Below are 18,409 nucleotides of genomic sequence, written 5' to 3' on the forward strand. Positions count from 1 at the left end.
CCCTTCACAGACCCGGTGAGAACCATGAGAGGTTCATTTGAACCACCGGGGCGCTAGCGCTCCACGGGACGCGTCGGCTCCGGGACGCCCGCGAGGCCGAAGTCCCGCTGCCAGATCCCCACGCCGTGCCAGTCCCCGTGTTTGAAGCCCGCGTCGCGGATCGTCCCCAGCAGCTCGAAGCCGAACCGCCGGTGCAGGGCCTCGCTGCCCGGGTTCGGCTGCGTGATCTGGGCGATGACGCTCCTGAACCCCTGCTTCTCCAGGCGGGCCAGCAGCTCGGTGTACAGCTTCGAGCCGATCCCCAGGCCCTGGTGGGCGGGGGAGACGTACACGGTCGACTCCGCGGTCCACGCGTACGCCTGCTTCGGGCGCCACGGGCTCGCGTACGCCACCCCGGCCACGGCCCCGGCGGCCCCGGCCACGAGGTACGGGTAGCGCTCCCGACCCGCGGCCAGCTGCTCGGCCCACTCCTCGACCGGGTAGGGCTCGGTGCGGAAGTTGCTCGACGACTCGGCGATGTAGTGGTTCACGATCGCGCAGATCGCGGGGACGTCCTCTGCCTGCGCGAAGCGCACGGCGACCACATCGGTGCTGCTCATGGCGAAAGCTTAGCCAGCCGTGCGGCTAGGGGCGCAGGTCCGTCCCGCAGTCCGGGCGAACGCCACAGGGCGTTCGACACACCGGAGTTCACCACACCGTCGAGGGCCGCCACGCCACCATCGACGGGCGCAGCCCGCCGGTCGCCCGGAAGTCCTCCACCGCCCGCGCCAGCGAGCTGAGCGCGATGTGCGCGTCCGGCGGGAACATGCTCGCGGTGTCCATGTCGCGGTACAGGCGGATCTGCGGCGCCCAGCGCTGGTCGGAATACGACACCCAGGCGCCCGGACCGTAGTCCTCGCCCCCCGGGCCGTAGTACGCCAGCGCGCCCACCTCGGTCTCGCGGTCCGCGATGATCTTCAGCCCGTGGTCGGGCCGCCCGCCCGGCTCGTACCCGGGGCGGTCGCGCACGAGCGCGGTCGCGACCTGCACGAGGTCCGCGGCGACGATCGTCGCGACCGCGGCGGCCACGCCGTCGGGGTCGTACGCGAGGAGGATCTGCGTGCCGTGGTCCCTGGTCTGGAGCCTGAACTCGGCGCAGTATCCGGCGACATGCGCGCCCGCGGGGCCAGCGCTCATGGGCGGTGCTCCTTCCGAGACAGGAGAGGCGGACGTGCGGGAGTGTGAATCGTGTTGGTATTCGACTCGGATCGCCATGGAGGACACCGCACTTCAGATTGTCGGAGTTTGTGAACGACAGTACGTGCGCCGTCAGGCGGTTTGTTCGATCAGTCGGGAAGTTGACAGAAAAGCACTGATATGCCGTGACAACCTGTCCATGCAAGTAGCAGATTCCACTCAGGAGCCGCCGCACGGCCGCCGTCCGGACCGGCTCCCCGTTCCGCACGCGCGGAAGGCAAAATAGCCGTATGCGAGTGGAGCTGCTGGGACCGGTGCGGATCACCGGCGACGACGGCGCCGAGATCCCCGTCCCGGCCGGCCGCCAGCGCGTCCTCCTGGCCCGACTCGCCCTCGACCCCGGCCGGCACGTCACCGCCGACGCCCTTATCGCCGCGCTCTGGCCCGACGAGGCGCCCGCCAACGCCGCCGGGGCCCTCCACACGCAGCTGTCGCGCCTGCGCCGCGTCCTCGGCGACCGCGTCGTCCACGGCCCCGGCGGCTACCGCCTCACCCGCGTCGACACCGACGTCGAGGAATTCGACCGCACTGCGGCGCAAGCGGAAGCGGCCTCCAGAGAGGACTCCCCGACTGCGGTCAGGGACCTCGCCGCCGCCGCACTCGCCCTGTGGCGCGGCCCCGCGCTCGCCGGCCTCGAACAGCAGGGATTCGCCGACGCCGCCGTCGTGCGCCTCGCCGTGCGCCGCGAAGCCGTGGCCGCCCTCCACATCGAGGCCCGCCTGCGCCTCGACGGCGCCGAAGCGGTCCTCGCCGACCTCGCCGCCCGCCACGCCGCCGACCCGCTCGACGAGCCCGACGCCGCCCGCTACATGCGCGCCCTCGCCGCCTCGGGCCGCCGCGCCGACGCGCTCGCCGTCTACGACCAGGTGCGGGCCAAGCTCGCCGACGACCTCGGTGTCGACCCGTCCCCGGTCCTGGGCGAAGCCCACCTCGACGTGCTGCGCGGCATCGAGCCCGTCGTCCCAGAGGCGCAGCCGGACCGCCTCCCGCGGCCGCTCACCGCGTGCATCGGCCGGGACGCCGAGCTCGCCGAGCTGCCCGCGCTCCTCGAACGCCACCGGCTCGTCACCCTCACCGGGCCCGGCGGCACCGGCAAGACCCGCCTCGCCGTCGAGGCCGCGCACCGGCTCGCGGCCTCCGGGCAGACCGTGCGCATGGTCGAGCTCGCGCCGGTCACCGACCCCGGGAAGCTCCCGGAAGTCGTCCTCGACGCCCTCGGCCTCGCCGAGTCGGTCACCGCCCGGCGCAGCGACGACCCGCAGACCCGCCTCGTGGAAGCCCTGTGGGGCAGGGACCTCGTGCTCGTCGCCGACAACTGCGAGCACGTCGTGGAGGCCGCCGCCGGGCTCCTGGCGCACCTCCTCGCCCGCGTCCCGGCCCTGCGCGTCATCGCGACCAGCCGCGAGGCCCTCGGCATCACGGGGGAGACCGTCGTCGGCGTCGGCCCGCTCCCGCTGCCCGACCGCGACGCGCCTTTGGACGAGGTCCGCGGCCACGACGCGATCCGCCTGTTCGAGGAGCGCGCCCGCGACGGCGACCCCGGTTTCGCCGTCGACGCGGCCAACGCCGCCGCCGTCGTGGACCTCTGCACCGCCCTCGACGGCCTCCCGCTCGCCATCGAGCTGGCCGCGGCCCGCTTGCGCGCCTTGAGCATCGAGGACCTCGCGGCCCGCATCGGCGACCGCTTCGGGCTCCTCGCCCGCGGCCCCCGCACCGCCGAGCCGCGCCAGCGGACCCTCCGCGCCGTCGTAGACTGGAGCTGGGACCTGCTGGAGCCGCGCGAGCGCAGCGTCCTCGCCCGCATGTCGGTCTTCAACGGCTCCGCCGACCTCGACGCGGCCTGCGCGGTGTGCTCCGCGGACGCCGACGACATCGCCGGGCTCGTGGAGAAGTCCCTCGTGCAGCGCCTCCCCGGCGGCCGCTACCGGCTCCTGGAGACCGTGCGCGAGTACGCCGCCGCGCGCCTGTCGGAGGCGGGCGAGACCGCCGAGCGCTACGAGCGCCACGCCGCCCACTACGCCGACCTCGCCGCGGAGGCCGAGCCGCACCTGATGCGCGCCGAGCAGGTCGAGTGGCTCGACCGCCTCGCCGCCGACCACGGCAACTTCACCGCCGCGATCCGCCGCATGATCGCCGCCGGGAACGCCCCCGCCGCCCACCGCTCCATCACGCCGCTGTCCTGGTACTGGTGGATGCGCGGCCACCGCCGCGAAGGCCAGGAGCTCGCGATGCAGGTGCGCGCCATGCCGGGGGAGGTCGACCCGCTGCGCCGCGCCGAGATCGTCCTCGCGGGCACCTGGGGCCTGTGGTCCGGCTGGCTCGACCCGGCCGAGGTCCAGGCCGATTTCGCCGAGGCGCAAGCGCTCTGCGAGGAGCACGGCCTCTATCAGGCCGACCCGCTGCTGCTCATGATCCCGCTCATCCGGGCCCTCCTCGCGGACGACGAGGGCGCGCTCCACGCGGTCCTCGCCGCGCTCGACCCCGAACGGGACGCGTGGGTCCGCGGGATCGGCCTCCTCTTCGCCTCGGAGTACACCGAGCGCGTCTCGGGTCCGGGCGCGGCGCTCGCCGACCTCGCGGAGGCGAACCGGATCTTCACGCGGCTGGGGGAGCGCTTCGGCCTCATCATCACGCTTCAGGGCCTCGCCGCCGGGCGGATGTCCGCGGGCGACTACGAGGGGGCCCGCGCGCTCCTGATCCGAGCTTTGACCGCCGAGGCCGAGTTCGGGGCGGACCTGGCCGAGTCGGTGATCGTGGAGTACCTGTGGCGCCTCGACGCCCGGCACGGCGCCGAGCCCGCCGCGGTGCTGGAGAAGATGCGGGAGCTGGCCGCGCGCGCCGAGCGGGTCGGCAACTCCGAGAACGTCATCGCGGCCCGCACGTCTGCCGCGATCTGCCTGCGCCGCTTGGGAAGGCTCGAAGAGGCCCGCGACGAGCTGCTGTCGGCCGAGGCGGACCTGCCGCAGTTCCTGGACTTCTCCGAGGTGGCCGTGCACCTGTACCGCGAGCTCGTGCACGTGGCGCAGGACGGCGGCGACCCGGACCTGGAGGCCCGGGCCGCCGCGATGCTCCACGGCTCGAACTGGCCGTTCAGCTCGTGAGCTTCTTCCTGTAGGCGCGCAGGGACAGCGGCACGAACACCGCGAGGATCGCGGCGCACCAGCCGAGCAGCGCGAGGGCCTCGCCGCCGGGCGTCTCGCCCGCGAGCAGCACCCGCATGGTGTCGGCGAGCGCGGTGAGCGGGTTGACGCGGGCCCACCACTGGACGGGGCCGGGGAGCGTCTCGATCTCCACGAACATCGTCGAGGTATACGCGAGCGGCATGAGCAGGCTGACCATCCACGTCTGGATCTGCTCCTCGGACTTCGCGGTGAGCCCGACCAGGGCCATCGACCACGAGGACGCGAACAGGAACAGCATCACGGCCGCGGCCGCTCCGGCGACGCCGAGCACGCCGCCGTCGGCGCGGTAGCCGATGGCGAACGCGACGCCGCCGACGATGAGGAGCGCCCACAGGTGCTTGATCATGTCGGCGGCGACCCGCCCGGCCAGCAGCGCGAACCGCGAGACGGGCATGGCGGTGAGCCGGTCGAACACGCCGGTCTTGATGTCGGCGAACAGGCCCAGCCCGGTGGAGACGATCGCGAAGAACAGGCCCATGGCGATGAGCGTGGGCCCCGCGTAGTCGAGGAACGCCTGCCAGGAGCCCATCATCTGCCCGCCCATGAAGAACGTGATCGACAGCAGGATCATCATCGGGATCATCAGGTAGTCGACGAGCTGCGCGGGCTGGTGCCGGATCGAGGCGAGGGACCTCGCCGTCATCGACGCGGCCTGCGCGAGCGGACCGCGCGTCGTGGTCCATGTCGTGGCGGCGGTGCTGGTCGTGGCGGTCATGCGGCCACCTCCTCCTTCTGCGCGTTCTTCTGCTGCCCGGTGCGGTGCCCCGTCAGCGACAGGAATACTTCGTCCAATGTGGGCTCATGGAGGCCGAACGCGGCCAGGTCCGTCCCGGCCTGCACGACCCGGGCCATGACCGCGGTGGCCTCGCCGGGGTGCGCGACCGGGACGGCGACCTCGTCGTTCTCGATGCGCGGGGCCGCGCCGACGGTCCAGTCCGCGAGCTCGGCGAGCTGCTGGAGCGCGTCGGGCCGGGCCGGGCGCATCCGCAGCACCAGGCCGCCGACGGCCTGCTTGAGCTGCGAGGGCGTCCCGGAGGCGATGACCCGCCCGGAGTCGATCACGGCGATCGAGTCGGCGAGCTGGTCGGCCTCTTCGAGGTACTGCGTGGTCAGCAGGACCGTGGTCCCCTCGGCCACGAGTTCGCGCACGACCTCCCACAGGCCGCTGCGGCTGGTCGGGTCGAGCCCGGTCGTGGGCTCGTCGAGGACGAGCACGTCGGGGCGGCGCACGATCGACGCCGCCAGGTCGAGGCGCCGCCGCATCCCGCCGGAGTAGCCGCCCGCGGGCCGGGCGGCGGCGTGTGCGAGGTCGAACCGCTCGATGAGCTCGTGCGCGCGGGCCTTCGCCTGCGCCCGTGACGCGCCGAGGAGCCGGGCGATGAGGACGAGGTTCTGCGCGCCCGAGAGCCCGGCGTCGACCCCCGCGTACTGGCCGGTGAGGCCCAGCCGCTCGCGGACCTTCGCGGCGTCGCGCACGACGTCGAGACCCAGGACCCGGGCGCTGCCCGCGTCGGGGACGGACAGGGTCGACAGGACCCGCACGGCCGTGGTCTTCCCGGCCCCGTTGGGGCCCAGCAGCCCCAGGACCGTGCCGGGGGCCGCGCCGAGGTCGACGCCGTCGAGGGCGCGGACCTCGCCGAAGGACTTCACCAGCCCCCGGACTTCGATCGCATACTTCATTTGCAGGGCGCCTCTCTGGTATTCGGTGGGTGTGCGTCCACCTTGGCGCCCTTGCCTTTCACCGCCCTTTCACGCCGCTGTCACGGCACGTGAAAGGGCCGCCCCCGCGATGCGGGAGCGGCCCTTCAGGTGCGGAATCTAGCCCTTGATGGCGCCGGTGATGACGGCCTTCGTGAAGTGCTTCTGGATGAACGGGTACATGATCACGATCGGGACGATCGTGCACACGACCACGGCCATCTTCAGCGCCGAGTCCGGCGCCTGCGTCTGGTACTGCGAGACGTCGGCGGCGGCCCCGGGCAGGCCCTGCGTGGACATGAGCATCCGCTGGAGCACCACCTGGATCGGCTGCGTGTCGAGGCCGGGGATGTACAGCACCGCCGAGAAGTAGATGTTCCAGTAGCCCACGGCGTAGAACAGCGCGATGACGGCGAGGATCGCCTTCGACATCGGCAGCACGATCTTGAACAGGGTGCGGAACTCGCCCGCGCCGTCCATCCGGGCGGCGTCGAGCAGCTCGGTCGGGACGCTGTTCATGAAGAACGAGCGCAGCACGATCAGGTTGAACGCGTTGAGCGCCATCGGGAGCACCAGCGACAGGTAGCTGTCGAACAGGCCGAGCTTCTGGACCACCAGGAAGCTCGGGTACAGGCCCGGCGCGAACAGGAACGTGAAGAGCACGAGCATGAGCAGCGGCCGGTGGAGCAGCGAGCCGGGCCGCGAGAGCCCGTACGCCGCGCCGATCGTGAGGATCATCGACAGCGCGGTGCCGCCCGCGGTCAGGCCCAGCGTCAGCAGCAGCGACTTGGTGAGCGCGCCGCCGTCGAAGATCTCCTGGTACGCCTGGAAGCTCAGGTCGGTCGGGATGAGCAGCAGGTTCCCGCCCGCGCGGGTGAGCGCCTCCTCGCTGGCGAAGCTGGTCGCCACGACCGCCCAGATCGGCAGGACGATGGCCGCCGCGTAGCAGATCAGGAACAGCGCCTTGACGGCCTTCCCGAGCCACGAGGGCTCCTCGTCCCAGACGGGGCGCGCGTTCTTGCGGCGGGGCTTGAGTCGGATGTCGGTGGCGGTCATGACTTCTGGTAGATCCCTTGCTCTCCGAGGCGGTGGGCGACGTTGTTGGCGACGAGGACCAGGATCAGGCCGATAACGCCCTTGAACAGGCCCGCCGCGGTGCCGAAGGACGGCCCGTCGGTGCCGATGACGCTGCGGTAGTAGACGAAGGTGTCGAGCACCTCGGTGGTCTGGAAGCCGACGGCGTTGCGCTGCAGCTGGTACTGCTCGAAGCCGACGTTGAGGATGCCGCCGATGTGGAGGATGAGCAGGAGCACGATGACCGGCCGGATGCCCGGCAGGGTGATGTGCCACATCCGCCGCCAGCGGCTCGCGCCGTCGACCGCCGCGGCCTCGTACAGGCTCGGGTTGATCGACGCGAGCGCCGCCAGGAAGATGATCATGCCCCAGCCCGCGTCCTTCCAGGCCCACTGGAGCCAGGCGAGGAACAGGAAGCTGTCGGGGTCGGAGGTGAACGTCATCCGATCCCCGCCGAAGCCCAGGAGCCAGTTGGAGACCAGCCCGTCAGAGCCGAGGACCTGCACGAACACGGTCACGACCAGGACCCACGAGAAGAAGTAGGGCAGGTAGACCACGGATTGGAAGAGGCTGCGGACCTTCGTGGAGATCACGCTGTGCATCACGAGTGCCAGGACGATCGACAGCGGGAACAGGAACAGCAGGTTCGCGAACGCGTACTTGAGCGTGTTCAGCAGCGCGGGCAGGAAGTACGGGTTGGCGAAGAGGCGCTCGAACCACGCGAAGCCCACGAACTGGTTCTCCCAGAACGGCCGGTGGGGGCTGTAGTCCATGAACGCGATGATGTTCCAGGCCGAGGGCCAGTAGAAGAACACCGCGAGCTGCGCCAGCGCGGGGAGCGTCAGGAGCAGCAGGGGCCAGTCGTGCCGGAGGCGCTGGGCCACCGTCCGCTTGTTCCTGATACGGACGCGTTCCCGCCCCCCGCTCGGGGCCGGGGGCGCTGAGGTCTGAAGAGCTGCCATCGCTTGTGAGAGTCCAGTCGGTGAGTGCCTGCGGGGACGGGAGGCCGGGCCGCGGGCGGTCCCGCGGCCCGGCCGGGCGTCTTAGCCGTGCAGCTTGTCGTACGCGGCGGTGTAGTGCTCGCGGCCGGTCTCCCCGCCGTTCGCCTTCCAGGTCTCGACCATCTCCGGGATCGCGGACAGGTCGGCGCGCCCGAAGGCGATGTCGTTCTGCTGGTCGATGAGGACCTGGCCGGCCGACTTGAAGTCGGCGGGGCCCTCGACGCGCATGCCCTCGAAGATGTTGACCTCGGCGAAGTCCTTCACGGACGCGTTGTACTCGAAGCGCGCCTGGACCATCTCGGGCGTGCCCGTGAGGAATTGCTGCACGTGGCCGGACATCGTCTTGTGGTTCACCGGGGCCTGGACGACGGAGGTGCCGAGCTCGTTGAAGACCGGGGTGCCGTCGGCGCCGTAGGTGAAGTGCGTGCCCTCGATGCCGTAGTTGATGAGCTCGTACTCGGTGGTGCCGTACGGCGCGGAGCAGAAGTTCGCGAAGTCCAGGAACTCCTCGACCTGCTCCTTGGAGAGGTCCTTGTTGAGGAACGTCCAGCTGTCGACGCCGGTGTTGACGTGCACGAGCGGCTCGCGGCCCTTCGCGGACAGCGCGCCGAGCGGGGCGATGGTGCCGCCGGTGCCCTCGGCGGTGGTCTGGTCGATGAAGCCCTGCCACCACGAGATGCCGTCGAGCTGGAACACGATCGTCCCGGCCTTGTGCAGGGCCTGGCCGTCGAGCGTGCCCGAGGGGAGGTCCGGGTGGACCAGCTTCTCGTCCCAGATGGTGCGGCGGAATTCGAGCCACTCGGTGTACTCGGGGCGCTCGCAGTTGTGGACGAGCTTGCCGTCGATGTAGGCCCACCCGTCGCCGCCGGCGAGGCCGAACCACTGCGGGGTGAGGTAGTCGGTGCCGCCGAAGGCCCAGCGGCCGTTGGCGTCGTCGGAGACGGCGCGGGCGACGTCGAGGAGCTCCTCGACCGTGGTCGGCATGGCCTGGCCGGCCGCTTCGAGCAGGTCGGTGCGGGCGAACATGGCGTTGCCCGGGCCGCCGGAGAAGGAGCCGGGGATGCCGAAGACGCGGGCGGTCTCGGGGTCGGCCGGGTCCTTGGACCACACCGACTGGCCCCAGGAGGCGGTCGGGAGGCCGGCGAGGAGCGGCCAGCGCTCGGAGATGTCGCCCTTGACGATGTCGGTCAGGTCGTAGAACGAGTTGACCACCGTCTCCTGGAAGTTCGGGTGGGCGAAGAGCATCCAGCTGAACAGCATGATGCCGTCGCCGAACTCGTTGGCGTTGAGCCACTGGACCGAGGTCTCCGCGAAGGTGTTGCCGTCGGCCTGGCGGAGGTTGACCGTGGTGCCGCCGCTGGCCTCGGCGATCGCCGCGAAGTACGGGTCGTCGCTGGAGGGGGCCTCGCCCCACATCGGGACGGTGATCTCGAAGGTGCCGCTGTTGGAGGGGACGGCCTCGATCGCGGGGACCGGGTCGGGGTAGGTCGTGAAGCCGGACGGGTGGTTCGGCGGCTCGCCGACGAGGTCGGGCTCGACCGGGAGGGGCCATTCCTTGTACGTGGGCAGGAAGTCGAACCCGTCCGTGGCCTGCGAGGTGCCGCCGCCCGACTCGATGTCGCCGCACGCGGCGATGAGGGGCAGGCCCGCGGCACCCGCGGCACCGAGGCCGGCCACCTTGAACAGGGAGCGGCGCCGGAGGGGCGACCTGTCGGAGGGAGTAGCCACGTTGCTGTCCTTTCGGTCTGACTGAATTCGTGAGGGGGTTAGCCGCTAATTAGTTCGGCTATTCGATAAACTAAAGTAGCGCACGGTGGCAGGCCCCACAAGCGGGGGGTCACGCGAATCGGGCGCGGATTGATCACGATTCGGGAACGGGCCTTGTAGTTGAACGTGCACATAGACCACTGTCAGGGACTGCCCGACGACCGCTTGTCGCCATCCACGACAATGCCCAACGAGACCGGCTTCGGACACGATGGGCCACGAGCTCGCAACAGGAGGACAACATGGCGATGCGGATAGCGGCGAAGTCCGCCGGTCCGGGCGATGCCGAGGAGGCGCCCGGGCGCGCCAAGCGGGCCGACTTCACCGACGTGCGCGCCAACAACCTCGGGTTCGTCCTCCGCCAGGTCCGGGCCGAGGGCCGGTGCTCGCGCGCCGACCTCGCCGCCAAGACCGGCCTGAACAAGGCCACGGTGTCCTCGCTCGTCGCCGAGCTCATCGAGCGCCGCGTCCTGCGCGAGTCCGGCTCGGTCATCGGCAACATCGGACGCCCAGCGGTCCTCCTGTCCGTCGACACCGGCTACTACGCCTCGCTCGGCGTCGAGGTGAACGTCGACTACATGACGCTCGTCGCCGTGGATCTCGCCGGGAACCGCCTCCTGTCCTGGCGCCGCGCCCACGACGGCGCGGGCGCCACCCCCGGCAAGTCGGTCTCGGCGCTGGCGGGCCTCGCCAAGCGCGCCGTGGACCGCATGGACTCCGAAGGGCGCCAGATCCTCGGGCTGGCCGTGGCCGTCCCCGGCATGATCGACAACGACGGCGTCGTGCAGCGCGCCCCGATGCTCGGCTGGTCGGACTTCGACCTCACCGGCCGCCTGCGCCAGGCGATGCGCGACCCGAAGTACGCGGTCACCGCCGACAACGACGCGAACCTGGGCGCGGTCGCCGAGCAGCGCTTCGGGTCCTGGGCCGGCGTGTCCAACATGATCTACCTGACCGGTGAGATCGGACTCGGCGCCGGGCTCATCGTCGACGGCGAACTGCGAAGGGGCGCTTCGGGGTTCGCGGGCGAGATCGGGAACCTCCTGGTCGAGGTCGACGGCCGGATCGGGCGCGTCGAGGACCTCGCGGGCATCCGCGCCGTCCTCGATGAGCTGTCCGAATCGGACGACATCGCCGGGACCGAGGTGGAGGCGGAGGTCGAGGACATCGTCACCCGCGCCCGCGCGGGCGAACCGCGCGTCACCGAGGCCCTGGACCGGATCGGCCGCGCCCTCGGCGCGGGCATCGCCCTGGCCGTGGACCTGCTCAACCCGGAGGCCGTCGTCCTCGGCGGCCACTACCAGGCGCTGAGCCCGTGGATCGGCCCCGCCGCCGAGACCGAGCTCGCGGCCCGCACCCACGCCTCCGGCGCGGGCGGGGCCGAGGTCGTCGTCTCGGCCCTCGGCCACGAGGCTCCGGCCCTCGGCGCCGCCACCGGCATCCTCAACGACATCGACGCCGGGCTCATGCCGACCCCGCTCGGCCGGTAACGCCCGATCCGCCCGGTTGTTTCAGAACTGTTACTCCGGCCGTTTCCGCAGGTGACGCCTGCCGGAAACGGACGAGAACCGTCAAACATGCACGCTGCCGCGCCCCGTCCGCCTTGACCGGCGGGCGGGCCGGGGTGTAGAAATCTTGCATTCCTCAATCGAAGCGCTTCGACAAGCTTCTTCAATGAAAAAGCCGCCACCAGGTGGAACACCCTGATCTTCGAAGCGCTTCGATGACGCAAGACACAGCCAGCGACAGCGACGTCCAAGCAAGGAAGACCCTCATGACCGACCCGCGTCCCGCCTTCCGCGACTTGCCATTCCGCGACCCCGCCCTCCCCCGCGAGGAGCGCGTCTCCGACCTCCTCGCCCGGCTGACCCTCGACGAGAAGATCGGCCTGCTGCACCAGTACCACCGGCCGGTCGAACGGCTCGGCATGGGCCCCTTCAAGACCGGGACCGAAGCCCTCCACGGGCTCGCCTGGCTCGGCGAGGCCACCGTCTTCCCGCAGGTCGTCGCCCTCGGCGCCACCTGGAACCCCGAGCTCGTCGAAGAGGTCGGCGCCGCCGTCGCCGACGAGGTCCTCGCCTTCAACCACGAGGACCCCGTCAAGGTCGGGCGCAACGTCTGGGCCCCCACCGTCAACCCGCTGCGCGACCCCCGCTGGGGCCGCAACGAGGAGGGCTACTCCGAGGACGCCTGGATGACCGGGCTCATGGGCGGCGCCTACGCGCGCGGCCTCAAGGGCGACAACGGCTCCGTGTGGAAGACCGCGCCCACCGTCAAGCACTTCCTGGCCTACGGCAACGAGGCCGACCGCTGCACCACCTCCTCGAACATGCCCCCGCGCGTGCTGCGCGAGTACGAGTTCGCCGCCCACCGCCCGGCACTGGCGAGCGGCGACGCGGTCGCGGTCATGCTCTCCTACAACCTCGTCAACGGCCGCCCCGCGCACGTGACCCCCCTCGTGAACACCGAGCTGCGCACCTGGACCGCGGACGAGGTCTTCATCGTCTCGGACGCCTACGCGCCCAACAACCTCGCGCAGCTCCAGGGCTACTTCGAGGACCTCCCCACCGCGTACGCCGCCGCCGTCAAGGCCGGCCTCGACTCCTTCACCCAGGACGACGACCGCGCCGAAGGCGTCCTCGCCCACGTCCAGGCCGCCCTCGACCGGGGCCTGCTCGACGAGTCCGACATCGACACCGCGGTGCGCCGCAACCTGGTCGTGCGCTTCGGCCTCGGCGAGTTCGACCCCGAGGACCCCTACGCGCACATCGGCCGCGAAGCGGTGAACTCCCCTGAGCACCAGGCGCTCGCGCGCGAGGCCGCCACCCAGTCGATCACCCTGCTCAAGAACGACGGCATCCTGCCGCTCAAGGCCCCCGAGAAGATCGCCGTCATCGGCCCGCTCGCCGACGTCCAGATGCAGGACTGGTACTCCGGGACGCTCCCGTACGCCGCCACCGCCCGCCAGGCCCTCGCCGCGCGCGCCGAGGTCGTCTACAGCGAGGGCGTCGACCGCATCCGCCTGCGCCACAAGACCGGGTACCTCACCGCCGTCGACGGCGGGAAGTCCCTCAAGATCACCGACACCACCGGCGCGGCCGCGCAGTTCGACCTGTTCGACTGGGGCGGCTGGTCCTACACCCTCCGCAACGTCGCCACCGGGAAGTACGTGGACGGGCGCCTCGACGGGACCGTCGGCGCGGACTCGGCCGGCCCCCACGAGTTCGACGTCCACGAGACGTTCACGATCGTCGAGCTCGAAGGCGGCAAGCTCGCCGTCCAGCAGCGCTACAAGGCCGAAGGCGCCGACGCTGGCAAGTGGCTCGCCATCGAGGGCGGCCGGATCACCCTGACCGAGGACCGGAGCGGCGCCGCCGAGTTCGACTTCGACTTCGTCGTCAAGGCCCGCGAGGCCGCCGCCGAGCTCGCCCGCGAGGCCGACGTCGCCGTGGTCGTCCTCGGCGACCACCCGCTCGTCAACGGCCGCGAGACCGAGGACCGCCAGGACCTGAACCTGCCCTCCGCGCAGGCCTGGGTCCTGGGCGAGGTCCTGAGCGCGAACCCGAATACCATTTTGGTCATGTCCTCCTCCTACCCCTACGCCGCGAACTGGGCCGCCAAGCACGTGCCCGCCGTGGTGTGGTCGGGCCACGGAGGCCAGGAGTGGGGGAACGCGCTCGCCGACGTCCTCTACGGCGACCGCGACGCCGAGGGCCGCCTCCCGCAGACCTGGTACACCGACGCCGCCGAGCTGCCGGTGATGCTCGACTACGACATCGTCGCCTCCGACGCGACCTACCTGTACTACCTCGGCCAGCCGCTCTACCCGTTCGGCCACGGCCTGTCCTATGCGGACTTCACGTACGCGGACCTCAAGGTGGACAAGGACCGCGCGGGCTCGGGGGACGAGCTGACCGTGACCGTCGACGTCACGAACGCCTCCGACCGCGACGGCGTCGAGACCGTGCAGCTCTACTCCCACCAGTGCGGCTCCCGCGTCAAGCAGCCGCTGCGCCAGCTCCGCGGGTTCCGGAAGGTGCGACTCGCCGCGGGCGAGACCCGCACCGTCTCCTTCACCGTCGCCGTGGACGACCTCGCCCACTGGGACAACACGACCGGCCGCATGATCGTCGAGAAGAGCCGCCAGCGCCTCATGGTCGGGCGCTCGGCGACGAACATCGTCCTGTCCGCGTCGGTGCGCATCGACGGCGAGACCGCCGGGCCCCGCGACCTCGCGAAGCCGCTCGCGGCCGCCTCCAACGACGCCTACGCGGGCGTGCTGTGGCGCGACGAGACCCGCGCCTCCGGCGACGTCATCGCCGCCGAAGAGGCCGGGGGCTGGATCATGCTCGGGGACTGCGACTTCGAACCTGGTTACACGACGGTGACCGCGCGCGTCTCGGGCCACGCCTCGCAGCTGCAACTGCGCGTGGACGACCCGCTCGACGGCGACGTGCTCGCGAAGATCGACACGCCGATGACCGCGGGCGTCTACGACTACGCCGAGGTGACCGTGGACTTCGGCGGCGCCGAAGGCGTCAAGGACCTGTACGTGACGTTCGAGTCCGGCCCCGTCCGCCTCGCCTCGCTGACCTTCGGCGGGCAGTCGTAGTGGCCGGCCCTGGCCGCGGCGTCACCATCGCCGACGTGGCCGCCCGCGCCGGGGTCGCCGCCTCCACCGTGTCCTATGTGATCTCGGGGAAGCGGTCGATCTCGCCGGAGACCGCCGGGCGGGTCATGCAGGCCGTCGCCGACCTCGGCTACCACCCGCACGCGGGGGCGCGCTCGCTCGCGTCCCGGCGGGCCGGGGTCATCGCGATGATGTTCCCGATCCGCGACGGCATGCACCTGCCGGTGCTCATGCAGTTCGCGGCCGGAGCGGTCGCCGAGGCCCGCCGCCACGACCAGGACGTGCTCCTCATGACCGCCGACGAGGGCCCCGCGGGCCTGGCCCGCGTCGCCGCCTCGGCCATGGTCGACGGCCTCATCCTCATGGACGTCGAGGTCCGCGACCCGCGCGTGGAAGTGCTGCGCCGCCTGGGACTCCCGAACGTCCTCATCGGATTCCCCGCGGACTCGAAGGACCTGACCTGCGTCGACCTCGACTTCACCGCCGCGGGCCGCGCCTGCGCCGACTACCTCGCCGATCGCGGCTGCGGCGACATCGCGCTCCTCGGCGCCGCCGAAGCGGTCTACGAGCGGCGCACCGGCTTCGCCGAGCGGGTCCGCGAGGGCTTCCTCGGCCGCCCCGGCGTCCGCGCGGAGGTCCGGCCCTGCCCGAACTACCCGACGGAGGTGCAGCGCGCGGTCAAGGAGCTCCTGGCCGCGCGGCCGGACCTCACCGGGCTCGCCGTCCACAACGAGCCCGCGGTCGGGCACGTCATGCACGCGCTCGCCGACGCCGGGAAGCGCGTGGGGGAGGACTTCCACGTGGTCGTCATCGGCCCCGACGAGGTCGCCGAGCGCGTCCACCCGCAGCTCCCGTCGGTGCTCGTCCCGGCCGAGACGCTCGCCCAGACCGCGGTGCGCCACCTCATGCGCAAGCTCGACGGCCTCGACGTCCCCGACTCGACGCTCCTCGAACCGCAGCTGACGATCCGCTAAGGCGCGCAAAGCAGAACGGCGGCCCGGAGGATGGTGGTCCTCCGGGCCGCCGTCTTCCCCGCGCGGGGAGAGTGCAGCTTTCGTCGCGCCGCTACCCGACGTCCAGCCCCTGCTCCTGGAGCCAGGCCAGGGAGTCGACCTTCTCGCCGTCGATGAGCACCTCGAAGTGCAGGTGCGGGCCGGTCGAGTTGCCGGTGGTGCCGGCCAGGATCAGGGCGTCGCCCTTCTCGACCTCGTCGCCCACGTTCACGAGCACCTCGGAGGCGTGCGCGTAGCGGGTCTCGACGCCGTCCCCGTGGTCCACGTAGACCACGTTCCCGTAGCCGCCGGCCTCGTAGCCGACGTACGTCACGGTGCCCGCGCCCACGGAGACGATCTCGTCGCCCTCGTTGTTGCCGAAGTCGGTGCCGCCGTGCATGGAGCCGTTGCGCATCCCGTAGTAGGAGGTGATCGACGCGGTCGACGGCAGGCCCCACGGGTTCGCGGCCGCCTCGGCCTCTGCGGCCGCTTCGGCTTCCGCCTCGGCCTGCGCCTGCGCTTCCGCCTCGGCGGCGGCCTTCGCCTCGGCCTCGGCGGCGGCCTTGGCCTCCGCTTCGGCCTGCGCCTGCGCCTGGGCCTCGGCCTGCTCGGCGGCGTAGTCCGCGGCCATGCCGGCCAGGACGTCGTCCACCTTCCAGTCGGCCTGGACCACGGTGGCGTCCATGTCGACCTCGGCGTCGGCGGCCTGCGCCGCGGCCTGCCCGGAGAGGGCCGACACCACCCAGCCGGTGATGATCGCCGCCGCCAGGCCCCCGCTCACGAGACGCCAGGTGTGACGTTCGCGACGGATGCGGCGGCGCCGGATCACGGCGCGGAGTCGGCGGCTGGTCAGTTCGCGTCCTGCGTTCTCGCAGGTGTCGTCATGCTTGCCCATAAGACCGGGAAACCTACCGGATCCAATCCGGACAAACCCGGCTCGACCAGCGAAACCACACCCGAACTGGTCCCCTTGCGGGCGAGGTCGGCACCCGGGGGCGGCCGCGCTTCCTCCGAAAGGAGGAGGCCGATAACAGAACGTGAACAGTTCCTCGCAAATGGTGTCTTCGGTTATATCGGCGCGACCGTGACGCACGCCGCCGCCTAAACTTGGAAAGCCTGCGGCCAATCGGCCCGAAACCCGCTTTGAGGAGTGCCCCATGATCACCGCCACCGGTCTTGAGCTGCGCGCCGGATCGCGCATCCTCGTGTCCGGGGCCGATCTGCGGGTCCAGCCCGGCGACAGGATCGGACTCGTCGGGCGCAACGGCGCCGGCAAGACCACCACCATGAACGTCCTCGCGGGCCTCACCCAGCCCTACAGCGGGAAGATCGAGAACAACGGCCCCTTCGGATACCTCCCGCAGGACCCGCGCTTCGCCGACCTCACCCAGACCGCGAGCAACCGCGTCCTCTCCGCCCGCGGCCTCGACCAGCTCCTCGCCGACCTCGCCAAGACCGAGGTCGAACTCGCCGAGGTCGCCGACGACGCCCAGCGCGACAAGCTCGTGCGCCGCTACTCCCGCCTCGAAGAGCAGTTCTCCGCCCGCGGCGGCTACCAGGCCGAGTCCGAGGCCGCCCGCATCTGCTCCAAGCTCGGCCTCGAAGACCGCATCCTCGCCCAGCCCCTGGAGACCCTCTCCGGCGGCCAGCGCCGCCGCGTCGAGCTCGCCCGCATCCTCTTCTCCGACGACGGCGACGGCATCCTCCTCCTCGACGAGCCCACCAACCACCTCGACGCCGACTCCATCAACTGGCTCCGCGGCTTCCTCGCCGGGCACAAGGGCGGCCTCGTCCTCATCACCCACGACGTCGAGCTCCTCGACGAGGTCGTCAACACCGTGTGGTTCCTCGACCCGACCCGCTCCGTGATCGACCAGTACAACCTCGGCTGGAAGGCCTACCAGCGCCAGCGGGCCGAGGACGCCGAGCGCCGCCGCCGCGAGCGCGCCAACGCCGAGAAGAAGGCCGAGGCCCTCACCCGCCAGGCCGCCAAGCTCGGCGCGAAGGCCACGAAAGCCAAGGCCGCCAAGGGCATGCTCCGCCGCGCCGAGGCCATGATCGACAACCTCGAAGAGGACCTGCTGCAAGAGAAGGTCGCCGACGTGCGCCTCCCGCAGCCCGCCCCCTGCGGCAAGGTCCCGCTCACCGCCACGGGCCTGTCCAAGTCCTACGGCTCGCTGGAGATCTTCACCGGCGTCGACCTCGCCATCGACCGCGGCTCCCGCGTCGTCATCCTCGGCCTCAACGGCGCGGGCAAGACCACGCTCCTGCGGATGCTCGCCGGGACCCTCGAACCCGACACCGGCGCCGTCGAGCCCGGCTACGGGCTGCGCATCGGCTACTTCGCGCAGGAGCACGACACGCTCGACCACACCGGCACCGTCCTGGAGCAGATGCAGTCCGCCGCCTCCGACTCCGGCGCCGACCTGCCCGACTCGGAGCTGCGCAAGATCCTCGGCGCGTTCCTGTTCCCCGGCGACGACGTCCACAAGCCCGTGCACGTCCTCTCCGGCGGCGAGAAGACCCGCCTGGCGCTGGCGAGCCTGGTCTGCTCGGGCGCGAACGTGCTCCTCCTCGACGAGCCCACGAACAACCTCGACCCAGCGAGCCGCCAGCAGGTCCTCGACGCAGTCGACGGCTTCACCGGCGCGATCGTCATGGTCACCCACGACCCGGGCGCGGTCGAGGCCCTCCGCCCCGAGCGCGCGATCCTCCTGCCGGACGGCGACGAGGACCTGTGGTCCGACGATCTAATGGAGCTCGTCGAGCTCGCCTGATCCGAGCCCCGCTCGCGGAACGTCCCGCTTTCGGGCGATAACCGGGCCGGCC

13 protein-coding genes are annotated in these 18,409 nt (G+C 71.4%); 5 read left to right on the top strand and 8 right to left on the bottom strand.

All coding sequences use genetic code 11. The features are described from left to right. Positions 1-53: 53 nt before the first annotated feature. Positions 54-599, bottom strand: a complete 546-nt coding sequence (locus tag WA640_RS09140) for a GNAT family N-acetyltransferase (protein WP_335987348.1) — start codon at positions 597-599, stop codon at positions 54-56. Positions 600-687: 88 nt separating this feature from the next. Further along, the gene (locus tag WA640_RS09145) at positions 688-1,176 is read right to left on the bottom strand and encodes an Imm1 family immunity protein (protein ID WP_181245783.1); all 489 of its coding nucleotides are present in this window, start codon (positions 1,174-1,176) and stop codon (positions 688-690) included. 290 nt (positions 1,177-1,466) lie between these two features. On the opposite strand from WA640_RS09145, the gene WA640_RS09150 reads away from it, so the two are divergent. Continuing rightward, positions 1,467-4,337 (top strand): BTAD domain-containing putative transcriptional regulator, encoded by a 2,871-nt coding sequence (locus tag WA640_RS09150; RefSeq protein WP_335987349.1) that lies wholly within the window; start codon positions 1,467-1,469, stop codon positions 4,335-4,337. Here WA640_RS09150 and WA640_RS09155 read toward each other — a convergent pair. The 5 genes from WA640_RS09155 to WA640_RS09175 all read right to left on the bottom strand — a co-directional run bounded on the left by WA640_RS09155 (position 4,327) and on the right by WA640_RS09175 (position 9,919). Then, positions 4,327-5,133 carry an ABC transporter permease gene (locus WA640_RS09155; RefSeq protein WP_335987351.1) on the bottom strand — a complete coding sequence of 269 codons (807 nt, stop codon included), beginning with the start codon at positions 5,131-5,133 and terminating at the stop codon, positions 4,327-4,329. The two genes, WA640_RS09150 and WA640_RS09155, sit on opposite strands and share 11 nt — an antisense overlap. After that, positions 5,130-6,098 (bottom strand): ATP-binding cassette domain-containing protein, encoded by a 969-nt coding sequence (locus WA640_RS09160; protein ID WP_335987352.1) that lies wholly within the window; start codon positions 6,096-6,098, stop codon positions 5,130-5,132. The genes WA640_RS09155 and WA640_RS09160 overlap by 4 nt, the downstream gene beginning before the upstream one ends. Positions 6,099-6,236: 138 nt before the next feature. Further along, positions 6,237-7,172 (bottom strand): carbohydrate ABC transporter permease, encoded by a 936-nt coding sequence (locus WA640_RS09165; RefSeq protein WP_335987353.1) that lies wholly within the window; start codon positions 7,170-7,172, stop codon positions 6,237-6,239. Next, positions 7,169-8,074, bottom strand: coding sequence for an ABC transporter permease (locus WA640_RS09170; RefSeq protein ID WP_335987354.1), 906 nt, complete (start codon positions 8,072-8,074; stop codon positions 7,169-7,171). The genes WA640_RS09165 and WA640_RS09170 overlap by 4 nt, the downstream gene beginning before the upstream one ends. A gap of 159 nt (positions 8,075-8,233) precedes the next feature. Next, positions 8,234-9,919: an extracellular solute-binding protein gene (locus WA640_RS09175; RefSeq protein ID WP_106364488.1), complete on the bottom strand. Its 1,686-nt coding sequence runs from the start codon at positions 9,917-9,919 to the stop codon at positions 8,234-8,236. A 281-nt stretch (positions 9,920-10,200) separates the two neighbouring features. Between WA640_RS09175 and WA640_RS09180 the strand changes: the two genes are divergently transcribed. The 3 genes from WA640_RS09180 (at position 10,201) to WA640_RS09190 (ending at position 15,562) form a co-directional block, all read left to right on the top strand. Next, the gene (locus WA640_RS09180; RefSeq protein WP_335987355.1) at positions 10,201-11,448 is read left to right on the top strand and encodes an ROK family transcriptional regulator; all 1,248 of its coding nucleotides are present in this window, start codon (positions 10,201-10,203) and stop codon (positions 11,446-11,448) included. Between the two features lie 284 nt (positions 11,449-11,732). After that, entirely contained in the window at positions 11,733-14,570 is a 2,838-nt protein-coding gene (locus tag WA640_RS09185; protein ID WP_335987356.1) for a glycoside hydrolase family 3 C-terminal domain-containing protein, read from the top strand. Next, positions 14,570-15,562, top strand: a complete 993-nt coding sequence (locus WA640_RS09190) for a LacI family DNA-binding transcriptional regulator (RefSeq protein WP_106364490.1) — start codon at positions 14,570-14,572, stop codon at positions 15,560-15,562. Before WA640_RS09185 ends, WA640_RS09190 begins: the two co-directional genes overlap by 1 nt. Before the next feature lie 91 nt (positions 15,563-15,653). Here WA640_RS09190 and WA640_RS09195 read toward each other — a convergent pair whose 3' ends face one another. Continuing rightward, positions 15,654-16,475, bottom strand: coding sequence for a M23 family metallopeptidase (locus tag WA640_RS09195; protein ID WP_335987357.1), 822 nt, complete (start codon positions 16,473-16,475; stop codon positions 15,654-15,656). A 262-nt stretch (positions 16,476-16,737) separates the two neighbouring features. On the opposite strand from WA640_RS09195, the gene WA640_RS09200 reads away from it, so the two are divergent. Continuing rightward, positions 16,738-18,357, top strand: a complete 1,620-nt coding sequence (locus tag WA640_RS09200) for an ABC-F family ATP-binding cassette domain-containing protein (protein WP_106364492.1) — start codon at positions 16,738-16,740, stop codon at positions 18,355-18,357. Positions 18,358-18,409 lie beyond the last annotated feature (52 nt).

The sequence above is a fragment of the Glycomyces sp. MUSA5-2 genome (assembly GCF_037034145.1).
In the GTDB taxonomy this organism is placed as follows: Bacteria; Actinomycetota; Actinomycetes; order Mycobacteriales; family Micromonosporaceae; genus Glycomyces; species Glycomyces artemisiae.

Excerpts from the sequence above, each read along its gene's own strand:
- WA640_RS09140 (WP_335987348.1), bottom strand. The coding sequence starts at position 599 with ATGAGCAGCACCGATGTGGTCGCCGTGCGCTTCGCGCAGGCAGAGGAC.
- WA640_RS09145 (WP_181245783.1), bottom strand. The coding sequence starts at position 1,176 with ATGAGCGCTGGCCCCGCGGGCGCGCATGTCGCCGGATACTGCGCCGAG.
- WA640_RS09150 (WP_335987349.1), top strand. The coding sequence starts at position 1,467 with ATGCGAGTGGAGCTGCTGGGACCGGTGCGGATCACCGGCGACGACGGC.
- WA640_RS09155 (WP_335987351.1), bottom strand. The coding sequence starts at position 5,133 with ATGACCGCCACGACCAGCACCGCCGCCACGACATGGACCACGACGCGC.
- WA640_RS09160 (WP_335987352.1), bottom strand. The coding sequence starts at position 6,098 with ATGAAGTATGCGATCGAAGTCCGGGGGCTGGTGAAGTCCTTCGGCGAG.
- WA640_RS09165 (WP_335987353.1), bottom strand. The coding sequence starts at position 7,172 with ATGACCGCCACCGACATCCGACTCAAGCCCCGCCGCAAGAACGCGCGC.
- WA640_RS09180 (WP_335987355.1), top strand. The coding sequence starts at position 10,201 with ATGGCGATGCGGATAGCGGCGAAGTCCGCCGGTCCGGGCGATGCCGAG.
- WA640_RS09185 (WP_335987356.1), top strand. The coding sequence starts at position 11,733 with ATGACCGACCCGCGTCCCGCCTTCCGCGACTTGCCATTCCGCGACCCC.
- WA640_RS09195 (WP_335987357.1), bottom strand. The coding sequence starts at position 16,475 with ATGGGCAAGCATGACGACACCTGCGAGAACGCAGGACGCGAACTGACC.
- WA640_RS09200 (WP_106364492.1), top strand. The coding sequence starts at position 16,738 with ATGATCACCGCCACCGGTCTTGAGCTGCGCGCCGGATCGCGCATCCTC.